This is a genomic window from Vicinamibacterales bacterium (assembly GCA_036012125.1).
In the GTDB taxonomy this organism is placed as follows: domain Bacteria; phylum Acidobacteriota; class Vicinamibacteria; order Vicinamibacterales; family UBA823; genus UBA11600.
In genome coordinates this window covers 31,533-48,344 of sequence record DASCOS010000011.1, presented here as the reverse complement: position 1 = coordinate 48,344, position 16,812 = coordinate 31,533, and the positions used below count along the sequence as shown (strand labels likewise).

Sequence of the window (16,812 nt, the reverse complement as noted above, 5' to 3'; positions counted from 1 at the left end):
CCCGTGGAATCGGGTGGCGTTTCCTTAGGGGGCGCTAACCGACGTGTATTTTCCCTGGTGGCACCTGCCTTCGTTTCGGCCGCCGAGGTAGCTTTCGGGACAACGTATCGAGCGTCCCCAGCCGCTCGATTGGCAAGGTGAAATGACCGTTAATAACGCAGCTGGTGTTTCGTACGTTTCTGTTCTGGCCCCAGTCCGTAGCCATTGAAGGATTCTTGATGTATTTGCAAAACCTTGAGATTTCTGGCTTCAAGAGCTTTCCCGATCGTTCCAAATTGAAGTTTGACGATGGGATGACTGCGATCGTCGGCCCCAACGGGTGTGGTAAGAGCAATGTTGTTGATGCCATCACTTGGGTGTTGGGTGAGCAGAGCGCAAAAAGTCTCCGTGGTGATCGGATGCAAGACGTCATCTTTAGTGGTAGCGATGGTCGGAAGCCGATTGGTGCTGCTGAAGTCAAGCTTCTCCTTCGAGGTGTCACCGCAGCTAGCGTTGGACGGTCTAATGGGCACAGCCAAGGTGGTGGGAAGAACGGGCATGACAAATCCGATGTGAATCGGAAGAGCAATGGCCACGGCAACGTCACGAATATTTTTCTTGATGAGGGTGAGTCAGTGTCTGGCTCCGAAGCCGACTTAGGGGCTTCTGTGTCCAGCGTGGCACGTGATGTGGAGGTCTCCCGTCGGCTATATCGTTCGGGTGAAAGTGAATACTTGATTGATGGCAAGATTTGTCGCCTGCGAGACGTGCAGGACCTATTGATGGATTCTGGTGTTGGGGTGAAGGCTTATGCCGTCATCGAGCAGGGGAAAATTGGCCAGATTTTGAGCGCGCGTCCGATCGACCGACGCCAGTTAATTGAAGAGGCTGCCGGCGTCACGAAGTATAAAAGCCGTCGTCATGCTGCTGAGTTAAAAGTTGAAGCTGCGAAGCAAAACCTCGCTCGTGTGGACGACATCGTCCACGAGGTTGACAAGCAACGAAATGCACTCAAGCGTCAAGCAGCGAAAGCACGACGGTACCGGCGGCTACGGGAGGAGTTACGTCGATGGGAGAAGGTGCTATTCACTCGTCGGCACCGAGCGCTCGCCCTGACCGTCGCAACTGCTGATGCTAACTTAGCCGACGTACGTACTGATGAGCAGGCCGCTTCGGCTCACCTGGCCGAACTTGAGAGTCGGCAAGAACGGCAACGGATCGAATTGACCGAAAGTGAGATTCAGGCGACATCGACGCGAGACACGGCTCACACCCGAGAATTGGAAATCGATCGGTGTCAACAGCAGTTGGAATTTTGTCGGCAGCAGGTCGACGAATTGAACGTCTCCTCTGAAGAGCTTCGTGAGAGGTTGATGAAGCTCGAGGCTCAACGTGCCCCAGCTAGTGAAAAGCTCGAGAGACAGCGAGTTGATGTGACCAGGGCTGAGACAGCGTGCCATGAAGCTGAACAGACAATAGTTGCGGACGAGAAAGCGTACACCGCCGCCCGTCTCGAAATTCAAAATAGTGAAGCTAATGTCGAATCTTCCCGGGACGAATTGTTTTCATTAGCTGATGCAGCTACCGCCCTGCGCCATGAAGTCGAGCAAGCGGTCGGGGCGCGCGAACGGGTGGTGGAAGATCTTGGCAAACTTGATTTAGAGAAGGTTGACTTGGCGTCCGAACGGGACAATTTGACGGTCAATAGCCAGCTGGCGTCGGATGGTCATGTTGAGGCGCAGCAGGCGGTGGATCGGGTCGAGGTTGCTCACGCTGAAGGAAGTGGAGAGCTGGACGGCATTCAGCGTGAACTGCAAACAGTCACTGAGGAGCTACGATCGGATGAACACGAACTGGCCGCTCTAACCGCGACGCTGAAGTCGTTAGAGGAGGTTGAGGCTGCTAGGGTAGGGTATGCCGATGCTGCGCGGCTGATTTTAACTGAGTCGAACGGTGAGATTAGCCACATGGGTTCCGTGGCAGATTATCTTGAGGTTGACGACAAGTACGAACTTGCTGTCGAAGCCTGTCTTGGTGAGTTGCTTCAGTACGTCGTGGTGGCTCGTAGTGAGCACGCCGTTGCTGGACTCAAGTTTGTTCGTGAAAAGGATGCTGGACGATGTGGATTCCTCGTGATTGCGACCGACGACAATAGCGGGGCCAAGGCTCACGTTGCCAGTTCTCCCGAGTCACTTCCCTCTGGACTATTACCCTTGATGTCGGTTGTTCGCGTCAGTGGACCATGCGCGCCTGCTATTCGTTCAGTGCTCGGTCGTGCTTACTTCGCTGATTCATTGGAGCAGGCTGTGGAAGCGGCCACGGTCGTTACTGGATCGATTGCGACACTATCCGGCGAGGTCGTCCGTGGAGTTCATTTGGTGTCTAGTGGTGCCAAGTCCTCGGCCAAGGGTCTTCTTGCGACAAGGCGTGAGATTAAGGTTTTGCGTCATACGATCGTAGAGAAACAAACGAGTGTCGAGACGATAGGGCGGCGATTGGACGAGCTTAAGCGACGTGTCTCGGCAGCGGTCGAAGTTTTGGCAAAGCTCGATGAGGAACGACAAGTCCATGAAAAGACGGCCCTGGAACTTAGTCTCCGGTTAGCCACATTGGGCGAGGAATCAGAACGGGTCACGCGTAAGAGTGAGTTGCTTGATGCTGAGTGTCGGCGTGCTGAGGAAGAGCAGGCTTCTGCGGAGAGCTGTCAACGGCAGGCGCGGGAGTCACTTTTCAAGCTCGATGACGAGAAGCAAAAGGCGGAGGAAGTGCTCACAGTGGCCCAGGAGAAGCTATCTAAGGCGCGCACGTCGTTTGACACAGTGGGCCAAAGCTTTGCTGACAGCAAGGCCTCCCATGCACGCTTCGTCGAGAGAGCTTTGGCCGAAAAGGCTGCAGTGAACCGTCTTCAGGAGGAGACTACGGAATTAGAGTCACGCGTTCTGAGTAGTCGAGACGACCTGTCCCGCGCAAACAGTCGGAAACAGTTATTGCAAGCGAAGATCATTGAATCAGAGCGCTCTCTCGATGATGGAGTTCGGGAGCTGGAGAGCATCAGGGGGCAGGTGCGAACAGCCGACGACCTTCTAGTCGAGTTGAGAGGCCATGTTGAGACAGAAGATGTGACCATTCGATCGGCACGCGAGACGCTCGAGGAGGTTCGGGATCGCTTAAGTAAATTTGAGGTATCACAGGCGACTGCTCAGGCAGAGCTCTCGCATCTGGCGACTTCGTGTTTGGAGACATTGCAGGTCGATCTAGATTCAGTCATTAACGAGGTTGAGCAGCTTGAAGCTGATGGTGAGGTTATGCCTGACGACGGCTTTGCACAGTTGCCTCCTGCCGGTGCGGTCGCTGAGGTTAGTGAAGACGATTACGGGCATGAAGTCGGCAGTGACAGTGCAGAAACGACTGACACTAGTGTTCCTGTCACGACAGAGGACGTGATCGCCGGGCTAAAGGGAAAAATCGAACAGTTGGGCGCCGTCAATATGATGGCGATCGAGCAGTTTGACGAACTGGATACCCGCCACGACTTTCTGACTACGCAACGCAAGGACTTGGTCGATTCGATTGCCGCGACGGCAGAAGCAATCCGACGTATCAATAAGACGACGAGAGAACGTTTCCGTGCTGCATTTGACGCGATCAACATGCACTATCAGAAGACGTTCTCCACACTATTCGGTGGTGGCAAGGCAGGTTTGGTCCTTCTCGACGAGGCTGATTTACTAGAGAGTGGTATCGAAATCATCGCACAGCCACCCGGTAAGCGGCTTCAAAGTGTGCAGTTACTTTCTGGTGGCGAGAAGGCTCTTTCGGCGATGGCATTTATGTTTGCAATTTTTAAGTACCGGCCAAGTCCGTTTTGTCTACTGGATGAGATCGATGCGCCGCTTGATGATGTCAACATTGGTCGGTTTATTGAGATGTTGCGTGAGATGGTTGACGAGACTCAGTTCGTGCTCATCACTCACAACAGAAAGACGATGGAGCATGCGGATCGACTGTACGGTATTACGATGGAAGAACCCGGAGTATCCAAGTTGATTTCCGTCCAGTTTAACTGAGTTAGTGGTCCTTCGCTTTGGTTCAGGCGAAGCTCAGTCGAATTCCTGGTGTGCTCGGTGGTTCGGTTTACGGCCGGTAAGGCATTCTTGCACCGGCCCTGCTGCTCCCGCATGTTCAAGAAGCCGTGAATGAAGACAAGGCCACCCGCTATCATAGGCTCAGGCGTAGGGCGCTGTCGTCGGTAGTTGGGTTAACAGGCCTGCTGTTTACGTTGATGCTTCTGACAGGAGCATCGAAGGCTCTTCGTGATTTTGTAGTGCCAGCTACACCAATTGACATAGCTTGGCTTTCCGGTGTTGGGCTCTTTGCCCTGTGTATCGCCTTGTGCCACGAAGTAATAACTTTGCCTTTCCGAGTCTATCTTGGAAGGCTAGAGTGGCGGTACCGTCCTGCAATGGCATCGTCGGGTGGCGCAGTGCAAGAGTATTTAAAGGGTACAGCCGTGCTGCTTAGTTTTGGCCCAGCTGGAGCGGTAGTGATGTATGCGGCCATTTGGGCTTGGCCGTCCGGTTGGTGGATCATCGTTGGTGCTGGCTTTGGATTAGTCGTGATGCTCTTGGTGAAAGTCGGCCCACTTGTGTTGCCTTGGTTTACGACTGTTACGCCGGTAGTTAGGCCGCAATTGGGTTTGCGTCTTGAGCGTTTGGCAGCCCGCGCTGGCGCAGCCGAGATTAAGGTTTACCAGTATCGCATGGGAAACGGGTCACAGCGTTCCAATGCGGCGCTCGTTGGAGCAGGGCAGAGCCGACGTATTCTTCTGTCCGAAACACTGGTCAGAGACTATTCCGACGGTGAAATTGAGATTGTGCTCGCACACGAGCTTGCACATCATTTGCATGCGGATATATGGAAAGGGCTATTGATGGACCTTGTAATGATTATGGTCGGCTGCTACGCGTCATCACGAGCGCTGGTTGTGCTTGGACCATCACTCGGTCTACTTGGCCCAAGTGATCCGGCTGGGCTCCCACTCGTGATTCTCACTGGAGGCACAGTTGCACTTGCGATGGTGCCATTTGCCAACTTTGTGTCTCGACAACAGGAACGACGGGCCGACCGGTTCGCACTCGAAGTGACCAAGAGTCCAGAAGCCTTTGTTTCGGTGATTCGACGCATTGGTGAAGAACACCTCGCTGAACGGCCATCCCGCTGGTTAGCATTCTTGTGTTACGCCCATCCGCCTGTTCATGAGCGGATAGCAGCAGCAGGAACTCTAACCCAAGCCTAGGGGAGCTTCTTGCAAGAAGGGCAACGCTGAAATGGTCTTCTAGGATGGAGAGGGGAGACGGATCGTCAGGCCTTTTTCACTGACTGTGGCTTCGACGACCCCCCAGCGTCGCCATCGCTGCCTTCTTGTAAAAGTACTTTTCGGCTAAGTCTAACTTTGCCTGAGGGATCAATGTTGATCACTTTAACCCTCACCTGTTCACCGTCTTTCAGTTCATCACGCACATCTTTCACTCGATGGAGCGCGATCTCTGATATGTGGAGTAGCCCGTCAATGTTTGGCATTATTTCTACAAACGCTCCAAAATCAGTGATTCGTTGGACTTTACCTACATAAATCTTGTTAAGTTCAGGGCTCGCCGTAAGTTCCTGAATGATATCGATTGCTTTCTGTGCCGCTGTCTCGTCGCTCGACGCCACGTTAATCTGTCCATCATCTTCGACATCGATCTTGACACCAGTGCGCTCGATGATGCTGCGGATCATCTTTCCACCGGGTCCAATGACATCTCGGATTTTATCAGTGGGGATCTTGATTGTAACGATCCGCGGGGCAAACGTAGAGGTGTCTTCCCGTGAAACACTGAGTGTTTCTGCCATCTTATTGAGAATGTGAAGTCGCCCAGTTCGGGCTTGTTCGAGTGCCTCGCGCATGATTTCTGTCGTAATGCCAGTGACCTTAATGTCCATCTGGAGCGCGGTAATCCCATCGGTCGTGCCCGTGACCTTGAAATCCATGTCACCGTAGTGATCCTCTGCTCCAGCTATGTCACTCAAAATTGCGTAACGGCCGCTCTCCTCATCCATGATGAGACCCATTGCTACGCCCGCTACCGGTGAACGCAGTGGAACACCAGCATCCATAAGACTGAGTGAGCCTCCACAGACGGTAGCCATCGACGATGAACCGTTCGACTCCAGAATGTCTGAGACCACACGGATAGTGTATGGAAACTTATCCTCGTCCGGGATCATCGGTGCCAACGCGCGTTCAGCGAGGGCCCCATGTCCGATTTCCCGCCGGCCTGGGCCACGCAGAAACTTAACCTCGCCGACCGAAAACGGTGGAAAGTTATAGTGCAACATGAAGCGCCGATAGGACTCACCGGCTAGCGATTCGATCTTTTGCTGGTCATCAGCTGTGCCGAGCGTCGTCGTCACCAGGGCCTGTGTTTCACCTCGCGTAAAGACGGCGGAGCCGTGTGTCCGAGGTAGTGTGCCGACCTCGGTCCAAATCGTCCGAATCTCATCGAAGGTTCGGCCATCGAGACGCTTATTCCGTTCAAGAATTTCGGCACGTAGCACCTGTTCATTCAGTAGCTCAAAAATCCGTTTGGCGTCAGCACGTTTGTTTGCGTCGTCCTCTGGTATCGATTCCAAAAGGTCGTTTAGTACGCGGTCCACCTGCTCGTAGTTCTCGATCTTGTCCTTTACCCGCATTGCTTCGGTGAGAGGGCTAAGCACCTGACTCTCGATCTCCTGCTGTAACTCCGGCACCAATGGTGCAGGTGAAGCTGCTAGTTTGGGTTTACCGATCTCGCTGGCCATTGCGTCAATCTGCTCTACGATTTGTCTGATGGCGTTATGTCCCGCTTCTAGAGCTTGGACAATTTCGTCCTCCGAAACCTCCAAAGCTCCAGCTTCTACCATCACGAGGGCCTTGTCACTACCAGCCACCACGAGATCGAGTTTGCTCTTCGCACGCTGATCATAGTTTGGATTGATGACAAATTCGTTATTCACTAGACCAACGCGCACTGACGCGATCGTGTTTTCAAAGGGGATGCGGGAAAATGACAATGCTGCTGAAGCACCGGTCAGAGCTAACACGTCAGAATCATTTTCACCGTCGGATGACAAGACGAATGCGATGACCTGGGTCTCCCGTCTCCAACCCGCAGGAAACAACGGCCGAAGGGGACGGTCAATGACTCGGCTGGTCAGCACTTCTTTCTCTGACGGCCTGGCTTCTCGCTTGAAGAATCCACCTGGGATTCGCCCAGAAGCGTAGGCGTACTCTCGATAATCTACCGTCAGCGGAAGAAAATCGATCCCTTCACGTTCTGTACTCGCGCAACAGGCGGTAACGATAACAACGGTGTCACCGTAGCGCACGATGGCGGAACCATCTGCCTGCTTAGCTAGTTTTCCTGTTTCGATTGAAAGTGTCTTGCCGCCGATCGTTAACTCACGCCTGTACATAGATTTCGTCGCCTCGGATAGTGCAGTCGGCGACCCGCGCCGCCGTCACAGATATGTGGTCGGATAGGGACGTCCAACTGTCGGTCTTGAGCCTACTTACGGATGCCCAACCGTTGGATCAAGTCTGAATACCGCTTGGCATTCTTGTGTTTTAAGTAATCCAGTAAGCGTCGACGTTGTCCGACAAGTTTAAGTAGGCCCCGTCGCGAATGATGATCTTTCGCATGCATCTTGAAGTGTTCGGTTAAATAACTAATCCGACCACTGAGGAGGGCAACCTGAACCTCTGCGGACCCAGTGTCTTTGTCGTGGGTCTGGTAGGAACCGATCACATCAGTTTTTTGCTCCCGCTGCAGAGTCACGTTATTACCTCCGCGTACAGTCCAGAGTGAACCCTGCGGGTTCGTACGCCAACTCCAGACCGCCGCCCCTGTTCGCTACTTTCCTTCATCTAGGAACCTACAATGTTAGACCAGAACAACCCGGGGATGCAAAGCACCCTCCATCTTTTCTGCAATCGCGACGAGTTGCCCTGATTCGTCGAACAGTCGAACTCTACTGGTTGCTATCCCGGTAACTTCATCAATGTGCGTCAACTCGTCTTGGTTAATAGGCTGACCGTTGGAGGCACAGCGCCTTCCTCGACTCGTGAGGATCGCAGATGGTAAGGCTCTCAGGAGTCCGGATAATGGCAGAATGCGGTCGACGATAGGAGAAGGGGCGGGATTAACCATGTTCTTCACCTCACTGCTACCCTGTACGGCGCGTTCAAGCGGTATAGCATGTGCGAGATCAAATTCTCCGCTTCGCGTTCGTCGCAACGCTTGAAGATGAGCACCGCAGCCAAGCATCTGTCCGATGTCGTGCGCTAGGGACCGTACGTAAAATCCTGATGAGCAGGTTATCTCGACTTGCAGTCGACTATTCTCGGCCTTGAGTAGTCTGAGTTGGTCTACAGTTACCTGTACCGGCACCGTCACTACAGGCCCACCGCGCCTAGCGATCGTATAGGCACGTATGCCGCCGATCTTCTTCGCAGAGAAAGGGGGTGGACACTGATCAAATGTGCCTCGAAAATTATTCAGAACTGACTCGATTACTTGGTCTCCCAACTCATGGGACAAGTCTAGCGAGGGATCCCCATTTGACCCTGCCGGTATTCCGAGTGCGTCATAGGTGTCTGTCGAGAAACCCAGTCGAATGGTAGCGTTATAAGTTTTTGAGTCTCTTGAAAAAAACTGAGTTAGACGAGTCGCGCGGCCAATCACTAGTGGCAACACACCCGTCGCCATCGGGTCCAAGGTGCCGGTGTGGCCGACCCGCTTGACTCGGAGAACTCGCCGGACTTGAGCCACAATGTCGTGTGACGTGGGTCCTTCGGGCTTATCAATGACCAACACGCCGTCCATTATCTTGACCTGATTAACGGCTTCTCCTTCTCAGGAGTTCCACCAACGGCAGGTCCGAGGGCTGTCCTCACCGCTTCCATAACCTGATCAATCACGGCCTGCCGCTTATTTTCGGCAGTGCTTTCTAGTGTGAACCCTGAGGCGTTCGCATGCCCGCCACCCCCAAATGCCGCGGCAACGAGCCCGACGTTTACGTCTCCCTTTGAACGTAGGCTGACACGCAGTGGTTGACCTGGTGCGGACTTGAAAAGAATGACGGCTTGGACTGTGCGTGTTGTTAGCGGGAGATTAACGAGGCCGTCAAGGTCATTTGGGGTGGCGTTGCTTTGCGTGAGGAGCCTTTCGTCGATGTTGAGCACTGCTACTCGTTCTTGGTCTTCTAACTGCATCTCGTTCAACATTGTGGCGATTACTTCTAGACGGCCGACCCTGTATTGGTCGAACACTTGGTTCGCCAATGCCCTTGGGTCTGCTCCTGCGCTCGTAAGACATCTGCAAATTTCGAATGTTCGTGTCGAGATCGGGCCGTGGTGAAACGAACCGGTATCAGTGAGAATTGCGATGTAGAGATGCGTTGCGATGTCTGCTGTGATCGGGACTTGGAGGCCCTGGAGAACTGAAAAGACTAGTTCGCCACACGCAGCAGCTGACTCATCAAAATAGTTGACGTTACCAAAAAAGGTATTTCCAGGGTGATGGTCAATGCTCAGGACGAACCCGTCATTTAAGCCTGTCAGTTCTGTGCGGGATAATTCTGGACACTCCATGACGATGGCTACGTCCCACCTGCCTGTCGCTGCCGACGCGACCTCGATCTCGTCAACACCGGAAAGTTCACTGTAGATATCCGGCACCGGGCCTGCGCTAATGAGGCGAACTTGTTTATCAAGCGCCTTCAAAGCGAGTCCCATCGCCACCTGTGAACCGATCGCATCGCCGTCTGGCCTGGCATGCGAGACCACGACAAAGTTGTGGTGAGACCTAATGGCATCGCAGACGTCCTGAACAGTGTGATTCGTAGCCTTACTCGTCGTGTTCTTGGTCTTCATCGTCATTTTCACCTGTGTGAGTACTCGGTGATATTTGTAATTCTTCCAGTAATTGCTCCACACGTTCCTGATGGCCAATTGACTCATCGAAGTGAAATGTAAGCCTAGGTGTCCGCTTTAGAGTCAGTCTTTGGCCGATCTGGCGCCTGAGAAACGGGGTGGCACGCTCCAGCGCACGTCTTGATTGCTCGCGCTGATCGTCGTCACCGAGAGTCGTGAAGTACACGCGTGCATGCTGCAGATCGGGCGTCACCTGGACGCGCGTCAGGGTAACGAAGCCGACGCCGGGATCATTCACTCGACGTGCGAGGAGTTCACCGAGTTCTGCTCGCACTAGGTCCGCAACACGTTCGGGACGCGAGCCTTGGGCCATAATTGAATCCGGTCTCAAGTCAAGAAATCAACATGAGTACGGGTGACCATCATGGGCGCAGCGCGTTCAATTTCATTTTCAACCGAGGCGAGAGCCTCACGTACAGCTGTTGGCGTCGTGCTGACCGCTACAATCGCGAGCGCTGCCCGTTGCCAGAGATCCTGATGGTCGGTTTCAGCGACTGAGACGTTGAATTTCTTAAGCCGGTCCTTCACGCGTCGCAATACCATGCGCTTAGTTTTGAGAGAGTTGGCATCGGGGATATGAAGCTCCACTGATAACAAGGCAACGATAGACATAATCCGGCGGAGTGGTTTTGACTCCTGGGTGTTCTGGGCACTGGGCGAGCGCGCCTCAGACGGTTGCGGCCACTTCTTCCACTGTGAACGCTTCGATTACATCACCCACCTTGACATCCTTGAAGCGTTCAAATGCGATACCGCACTCCAAACCGGTCTTCACTTCATTTACGTCGTCCTTGAAGCGGCGGAGTGAACCAATACGACCTTCGTGCACGACAATGTTGTCACGTAATAAGCGTGCGTGCGCGTCACCCGTTCGAGCAATTAGCCCTTCAGTGACCATGCAGCCAGCGACGAAACCGAACTTAGGCACCTTAAATGTTTCTCGAACTTCAGCAGTGCCGAGTCTCATTTCCTTCTTCGTTGGTTCGAGTAGGCCTGCCATTGCCTTCTTGATTTCGTCCGTAACATGGTAGATAACCGAATGCATTCTCATGTCGAGTCCGTCGCGCTCTGCCACCTCGTTAGCATTACGATCCGGACGCACGTTGAAGCCTATCACTATGGCATTGGAAGCTGACGCTAGTAGAGCGTCAGATTCGTTGATTGCGCCAACCCCCGAATGGATGATCCGGATCTTAACTTGCTCATCGCTTAACTTTGCGAGTGTGTCAGCTAGCACTTCGGCTGAACCTTGAACGTCCGCCTTGATAATAATGGATAGCTCTTTGACATTACCCTCGGCGACCTGTTCCTGAAGTGATTCCAATGTGAGTCGAGGACTCTTTGAACCGAGCTCTCGCTCCTTCGCTTGAGTTTGGCGTAAGTTAGCGATTTGTCTTGCTTTGCTAGCATCGGGAAGCGCTTGGAATGCATCGCCAGGCAGGGGGAGTCCCCCTAGGCCAAGCACCTCCACTGGTGTCGAGGGTGTTGCGGATTCGACTTTCTGTCCTTGGTCGTTAATAAGTGCGCGCACCTTACCTACAACGGTGCCAGCGATGAATGTGTCGCCAACGCGTAGTGTGCCATCTTGCACGAGAATCGTCGCAACTGGTCCACGCCCGCGATCGAGTTTTGCTTCAAGCACAGTTCCAGCTGCATTCCGCTTCGGATTGGCTTTTAGCTCCCCGAGGTCGGCAACGAGTAATATCATCTCAAGAAGAAGGTCGATATTTTCCCGCTTCTTTGCAGAGACGTCGACCGTTACAGTCTTGCCACCCCAGGCCTCAGGCGTGAGATCAAGATCCGAAAGTTCGGTTTTAACCCGATCGGGATTAGCGTCAGATTTATCAATCTTGTTGACCGCCACGATGATCGGTGCGTTAGCGGCTCGCGCGTGATCGATCGCTTCTTTCGTCTGAGGCATGACGCCGTCATCGGCTGCCACAACGAGAACGACCACATCAGTGACCTTCGCTCCCCGCGCGCGCATCAGCGTAAAGGCGGCGTGACCTGGTGTGTCGAGGAATACGATGCGCTTATCTTTCACGTCCACGGTATAGGCACCAATGTGCTGTGTGATACCGCCAGCCTCCCGCTCAGCGACTCGTGTTTCTCGGATACCGTCGAGCAGCGTTGTCTTTCCATGATCGACGTGCCCCATTACAGTGACCACTGGCGCTCGAGGGAAAAGGTCCTCTGGCTGCGCGTCTTCCTGTTCTACGTGGAGCATTTCTTCTTCGAAGGTCCGCATCTCGACGTCTGCACCAAACTCACGCGCGATCATCGTTGCGGTGTCCGTGTCGAGTGTTGTGTTAATCGTCATCATGATGCGCTTCTCAATTAGCTTCTTCAGCACATCCTTGGCACGCGTGTCGAGCTTGTCGGCTAGGTCCTTGACCGTCATGCCCTCAGCGAGGGTAATCGTATGAGTGATGTCGGGCAGCGGTGTTTCTACGACTGCCGTAGCCGCGCGTGGATGCTTGCGTTTGCCAGAACGCCCACCGGGCCGAAATGGTGGGCGCCGTCCACGGCGTGGTGGCAATCCACCGGGTCGTTGAGGTAGCGCCGCTGGCCGTGCCGGCTTCGCGGGAAGTGGTCTCGGTCCACCGATCGGCGCGCGAGATGGTGCCACAGTTACACGAGGCGAGCCTTTTGGACTCACCGGACGCGTAATCGGCTGTGCCGGCGGCGTCGGGGTTGCCGGGCGCTTCTTGGGTTTCTCTGGCGCGGCGACTTTCGGCGCGGACGGGGTGCCCTCATCCTCGACTCGTAATCTGAGTGTTGGCGGAACGACGCGCGATGTCCTCGGAGACTTCAGCTCCACTGGTTTTTCACTTAGTGGTGCAGGTGCTTTGGCCGTAATGAGGGTCGCAGTCGGTTGCGGCTCGATAGCCTCTGAATCCTCAGCCTTAGGCTCCTCAACTTCGTCTACTGGCGGCTTGAGTTTAGCCTTCACCAGTCGCGGTGGTGGTAATGGTTTCGCTGCTGGTTTCTTTGGCTCGATTTTTTGAGCACTCGACTTGGCGGTCTTGCGGCGCCTTACTTTCGGCTTGCTGGTGAACGTCGCACTTGGCACGCTCAGACCACGCTCACTCGCGACGCGCTCAACGAATTGACGCGCAACCACCTCTTCGATCGTGCTAGAAGCGCTCTTTACGTCAATGCCATGATCACGCTTTAGCAATGCCACCACATCTTGGCTTGTGGTATTCAGCAATTCAGCGACTTTATAAATTCGAACGGTAGCCAACGTATCCTCGTCTCGGTCTTTGTAGTCGGTATTCGTATCTATTTCGACGGTTCTTGTTTCTCCACTGTTTCGCTGGTGGATGTGTCGACAGTAATAGGGTCCACCACGTTCTCTGATTTAATGTCGGTTTGGTCGGCTGCCACTTCACTAGTGGCGGCCTCCGGCGTCTCGGATATGGTGTCAGATGAAGCCGACGCCGGAGTCTCACCTCCGTCGACCGGGGTCTCTACCTGGTCTGGACCGGAACCAAAAAGCGCATCAAGGGCCTCAGCTGGCCGACGTGCGCTCACAGTGTCCAGGGCCACCTTCTGAATGGCCTTTGCAAGCTCATCGCTAATACCGAGAATCTGTTCCAATTCCTGAGTTGCCAGGTGGATCAGGGGCTCGGCCGTATTCAATGATGAATCTTGTAGTGTCTGCCACATGCCCTCATCGAAACCCCGAAGGGAGAGTAACGCTGCTGCTATATCGGCTTGGGCGCGCTCAGCGTCGAATCCTTCGAACTGCGCCTCGACCTCACGCCGTTTTTCTTCTTCACTCTTAATGTCGATTTTCCAACCAGTCAATTTTGCGGCTAAGCGAACATTTTGACCCTTTTTTCCAATCGCGAGGGAAAGCTGTCTATCCTCGACGACAACCTCCATTACCTTCTCAGCCTCGTCGATGACCGTGACTCGCTGTACCCGCGCAGGACTGATGGCATTAGTCACCAGTACGACTGGGTCATCTGACCATTCAACGATATCGATCTTCTCGCCCCGAAGTTCTCGGATGATCGACTGAACGCGAGTACCTTTCATTCCAACACAAGCACCCACCGGGTCTACGTCCCGCTCACGTGAAAAGACTGCCACCTTTGCTCGATCACCGGCTTCGCGCACGGCACCTCGGATTTGCACCGTTCCGTCATAGATTTCTGGTACTTCTTGATCGAATAGCTTAATGAGAAGGGCTGGATCGGTGCGCGACAGTGTAATCTGTGGTCCCTTTGCGACCCGGTTGACCTCCTTGATCACAGCCCGGACACGATCGCCCGCAGTGTAGTTCTCGACCCGTGACTGTTCTTTCCGGGGTAGAAGCGCTTCGACCCAACCCATTTCAACGATGACGTCGCCGCTCTCGAATCGCTTGACAAGACCGTTGATGACCTCACCAACTCGGTCGCAGTACTCCGCGTAGATATTTTCTCGTTCAGCTTCCCGGACCTTTTGAAAAATGACCTGCTTGGCCGTCTGGGCTGCGATCCGTCCAAGCACATCAGTTGCTTTCGGGAATTCAATCCGCATGTCGACTTCCGCTTCGGCGCCATAGAGTTCCTGCGCCTCCTCCAATGAGATTTCAGTTTCGGAATCCGTCACCTCATTGACAATTTGACGCACTGCAAATAGCTCAACCTCACCAGTCTCGGCATTGAACTTCGTACGAAGATCCTCATTCGACTTGTAGTACTTACGCGAGGCTGCCAAAACCGCATCCTCTATTGCCGCAATGATGACGTCTGGTTCGAGGCCTTTTTCCTTCGCGAGTGCCTCAATAGTGTGTTGTAGCGGATTACTCATGATGGTTTCTTATCAAAATTCTACTTCCAGTTTTGCTCGACTAATAATCTCGAACGGCACCCGATGTAGTCGGGAGTTACTCTCCAAAAGGACTGTGCCGTCGGTTACCTCTTGGATGCGTCCTTTTAGAAAAGTTTGTCCATTGATAGCTTCAGAGACGACAATCTGCGCCAACCGACCAACGAACCTCTGATATTCACCTGGTGTTCGTAATGGTCGGTCCAGCCCAGGCGATGACACCTCAAGGATGTAAGCGTGATCCAGCGCATCCTCGACATCGAGCACGGCGTTGAGATCTTGGCTAACCTTCTGGCAGTCATCGACGCTGATACTATCGTCGTCCACACCCGAGTCCTGGCGGTCCAACACCACCCGCAGGACCCAGCCTATCGATTCTCTTCGTAGTTGGACGTCGAATACCTCCACGCCATGACCGCTGGCTACGCGCTCAGCTATGGCGAATATCTGCCGCCGCTTCTCCGTGAGTGAAAGACCCACAATTCAACTGACGGTGCCACTTAAAACACAAAAAGTGGGCACGCGCCCACTCCATCTCGATCCCCGAGGACCGAGAACAGCGATGTTATCACGACGGAATTACTACGGCAATGGACGGGCAAAAAGATCGTAGTCATGACCGCCAAGAATTTCGGCGTCCACGAGTCGACCCGGGGCAAACTGAGAAGGATCGCATTCGGTAAGGTAGGTGACAGAGTCAATCTCCGGGGCTTGGCCCGCCCATCGAGCCTGCACCACAAGAGGATGTTCTTTGGAACGGCCCTCGACGAGTACACGAATCTTTTGCCCGACGCGTTCCGCTTGGCGACGTTCCACGATTTTCCGCTGGCGTAGCATCAATTCCTGCCGTCGACGAGCTTTCGTGTCACTGGATACGTCATCGGTGAGAGCGAAGGCCCGTGTGCCTTCTTCGTGAGAATAGATAAAAACGCCGATATGATCGAAGCGTACATTCTCAATAAAATCACAAAGTACACGGAAATCCTCGTCAGTTTCACCGGGAAAACCTACGATGAATGTCGTGCGCAGTGCCACTTCGGGTATCCGGTGGCGAATAGATTCAAGTAGCAGTTCATAGCTCATCCGCGTGCCCGGTCGTCCCATCCGTTTCAACAGCCGGTCTGCAGCGTGTTGTAAAGGCAGGTCGATGTAATTACAGACTTTGTCGCAATCTGCAATTGCGTCAATCGTATCGGCACCAATCGTTGTCGGATAGAGATACAACAAGCGGATCCACTCCAGGCCATCAATATCATTCAACGCATGTAGCAGTCTGGATAGTGCTCCGCGGTCGTTGCGATCCAACCCGTACATCGTTGTGTCCTGCGAGATTAGGATAAGCTCCTTCACGCCACGCTCTGCCATCGTACGAGCCTCAGTTACGATGGAATCGGGAGGGCGGCTTCGATAGCCCCCGCGCAATGTCGGAATGATGCAGAACGCACAAGAGTAGTCGCAACCTTCCGCCACTTTCACATAGGCTAGATGGGATGCCGTAGTTCGTCGCCGTGGTGTATCAGCGTCGTAAAGGTATTTCAGCTGTTTCACGCTAGGTGCTGAGCTCGTTGCTTCTAAATGATTGCGGAACAATTGCACTTGGGTTCCAGACCCTTGAGGCTGCTCATTTAGAGCTCTAACAATGTCAGGAACACCATCAGTGCCGAGTACCACATCGATTTCCGGCATTTCCTGCCGCAAGTCTGCTTTATAGCGCTCTGCCAGACAACCGGTGACAACAAGACGACGGCAGGTGCCGTTCTGCTTGTGACGAGCCATTTCGAGAATGGTTTCGATCGATTCCTCCTTCGCCTTATCAATGAAGGCGCAGGTATTTACTACGATGACGTCAGCCCCGTCCGCTCGGTTCGTCACTTCATGACCGGCCTGCTCGGCGAGGCCGAGCATCACTTCAGTATCCACGAGGTTCTTCGGGCACCCGAGCGAGACAAAACCAATTTTCATAAATCAGAAGTGGCGGAGCGTGATCCACCGGT

The 16,812-nt window shown here is 53.8% G+C and carries 12 protein-coding genes; 2 read left to right on the top strand and 10 right to left on the bottom strand.

Going from position 1 to position 16,812, the window contains the following annotated elements:
* Window positions 1-218 precede the first annotated feature (218 nt).
* Both smc and QGH09_04550 read left to right on the top strand, forming a co-directional pair.
* Window positions 219-4,046, top strand: a complete 3,828-nt coding sequence (gene smc / locus QGH09_04555; protein ID HJO17458.1) for a chromosome segregation protein SMC — start codon at window positions 219-221, stop codon at window positions 4,044-4,046.
* Window positions 4,047-4,171: 125 nt separating this feature from the next.
* Window positions 4,172-5,275: a M48 family metalloprotease gene (locus QGH09_04550; GenBank protein HJO17457.1), complete on the top strand. Its 1,104-nt coding sequence runs from the start codon at window positions 4,172-4,174 to the stop codon at window positions 5,273-5,275.
* A 65-nt stretch (window positions 5,276-5,340) separates the two neighbouring features.
* Here QGH09_04550 and pnp read toward each other — a convergent pair whose 3' ends face one another.
* The 10 genes from pnp to rimO form a co-directional block, all read right to left on the bottom strand.
* Entirely contained in the window at window positions 5,341-7,476 is a 2,136-nt protein-coding gene (gene pnp / locus QGH09_04545; protein HJO17456.1) for a polyribonucleotide nucleotidyltransferase, read from the bottom strand.
* A 92-nt stretch (window positions 7,477-7,568) separates the two neighbouring features.
* Window positions 7,569-7,838, bottom strand: coding sequence for a 30S ribosomal protein S15 (gene rpsO, locus QGH09_04540; GenBank protein ID HJO17455.1), 270 nt, complete (start codon window positions 7,836-7,838; stop codon window positions 7,569-7,571).
* 105 nt (window positions 7,839-7,943) lie between these two features.
* On the bottom strand, window positions 7,944-8,885 hold the full coding sequence (gene truB / locus QGH09_04535) for a tRNA pseudouridine(55) synthase TruB (GenBank protein ID HJO17454.1): 942 nt from the start codon (window positions 8,883-8,885) through the stop codon (window positions 7,944-7,946).
* Window positions 8,885-9,934 (bottom strand): DHH family phosphoesterase, encoded by a 1,050-nt coding sequence (locus QGH09_04530; GenBank protein HJO17453.1) that lies wholly within the window; start codon window positions 9,932-9,934, stop codon window positions 8,885-8,887. Before QGH09_04530 ends, truB begins: the two co-directional genes overlap by 1 nt.
* Window positions 9,909-10,307: a 30S ribosome-binding factor RbfA gene (gene rbfA, locus QGH09_04525; GenBank protein HJO17452.1), complete on the bottom strand. Its 399-nt coding sequence runs from the start codon at window positions 10,305-10,307 to the stop codon at window positions 9,909-9,911. Before rbfA ends, QGH09_04530 begins: the two co-directional genes overlap by 26 nt.
* Before the next feature lie 14 nt (window positions 10,308-10,321).
* Window positions 10,322-10,606 carry a DUF503 domain-containing protein gene (locus QGH09_04520; protein ID HJO17451.1) on the bottom strand — a complete coding sequence of 95 codons (285 nt, stop codon included), beginning with the start codon at window positions 10,604-10,606 and terminating at the stop codon, window positions 10,322-10,324.
* Between the two features lie 55 nt (window positions 10,607-10,661).
* Window positions 10,662-13,241, bottom strand: a complete 2,580-nt coding sequence (gene infB / locus QGH09_04515) for a translation initiation factor IF-2 (GenBank protein HJO17450.1) — start codon at window positions 13,239-13,241, stop codon at window positions 10,662-10,664.
* 38 nt (window positions 13,242-13,279) lie between these two features.
* A complete protein-coding gene (gene nusA, locus QGH09_04510; protein HJO17449.1) occupies window positions 13,280-14,800 on the bottom strand; it encodes a transcription termination factor NusA in 1,521 nt (506 codons plus the stop codon).
* Between the two features lie 12 nt (window positions 14,801-14,812).
* A complete protein-coding gene (locus QGH09_04505) occupies window positions 14,813-15,298 on the bottom strand; it encodes a hypothetical protein (protein HJO17448.1) in 486 nt (161 codons plus the stop codon).
* A gap of 102 nt (window positions 15,299-15,400) precedes the next feature.
* A complete protein-coding gene (rimO, locus tag QGH09_04500) occupies window positions 15,401-16,780 on the bottom strand; it encodes a 30S ribosomal protein S12 methylthiotransferase RimO (GenBank protein ID HJO17447.1) in 1,380 nt (459 codons plus the stop codon).
* Window positions 16,781-16,812 lie beyond the last annotated feature (32 nt).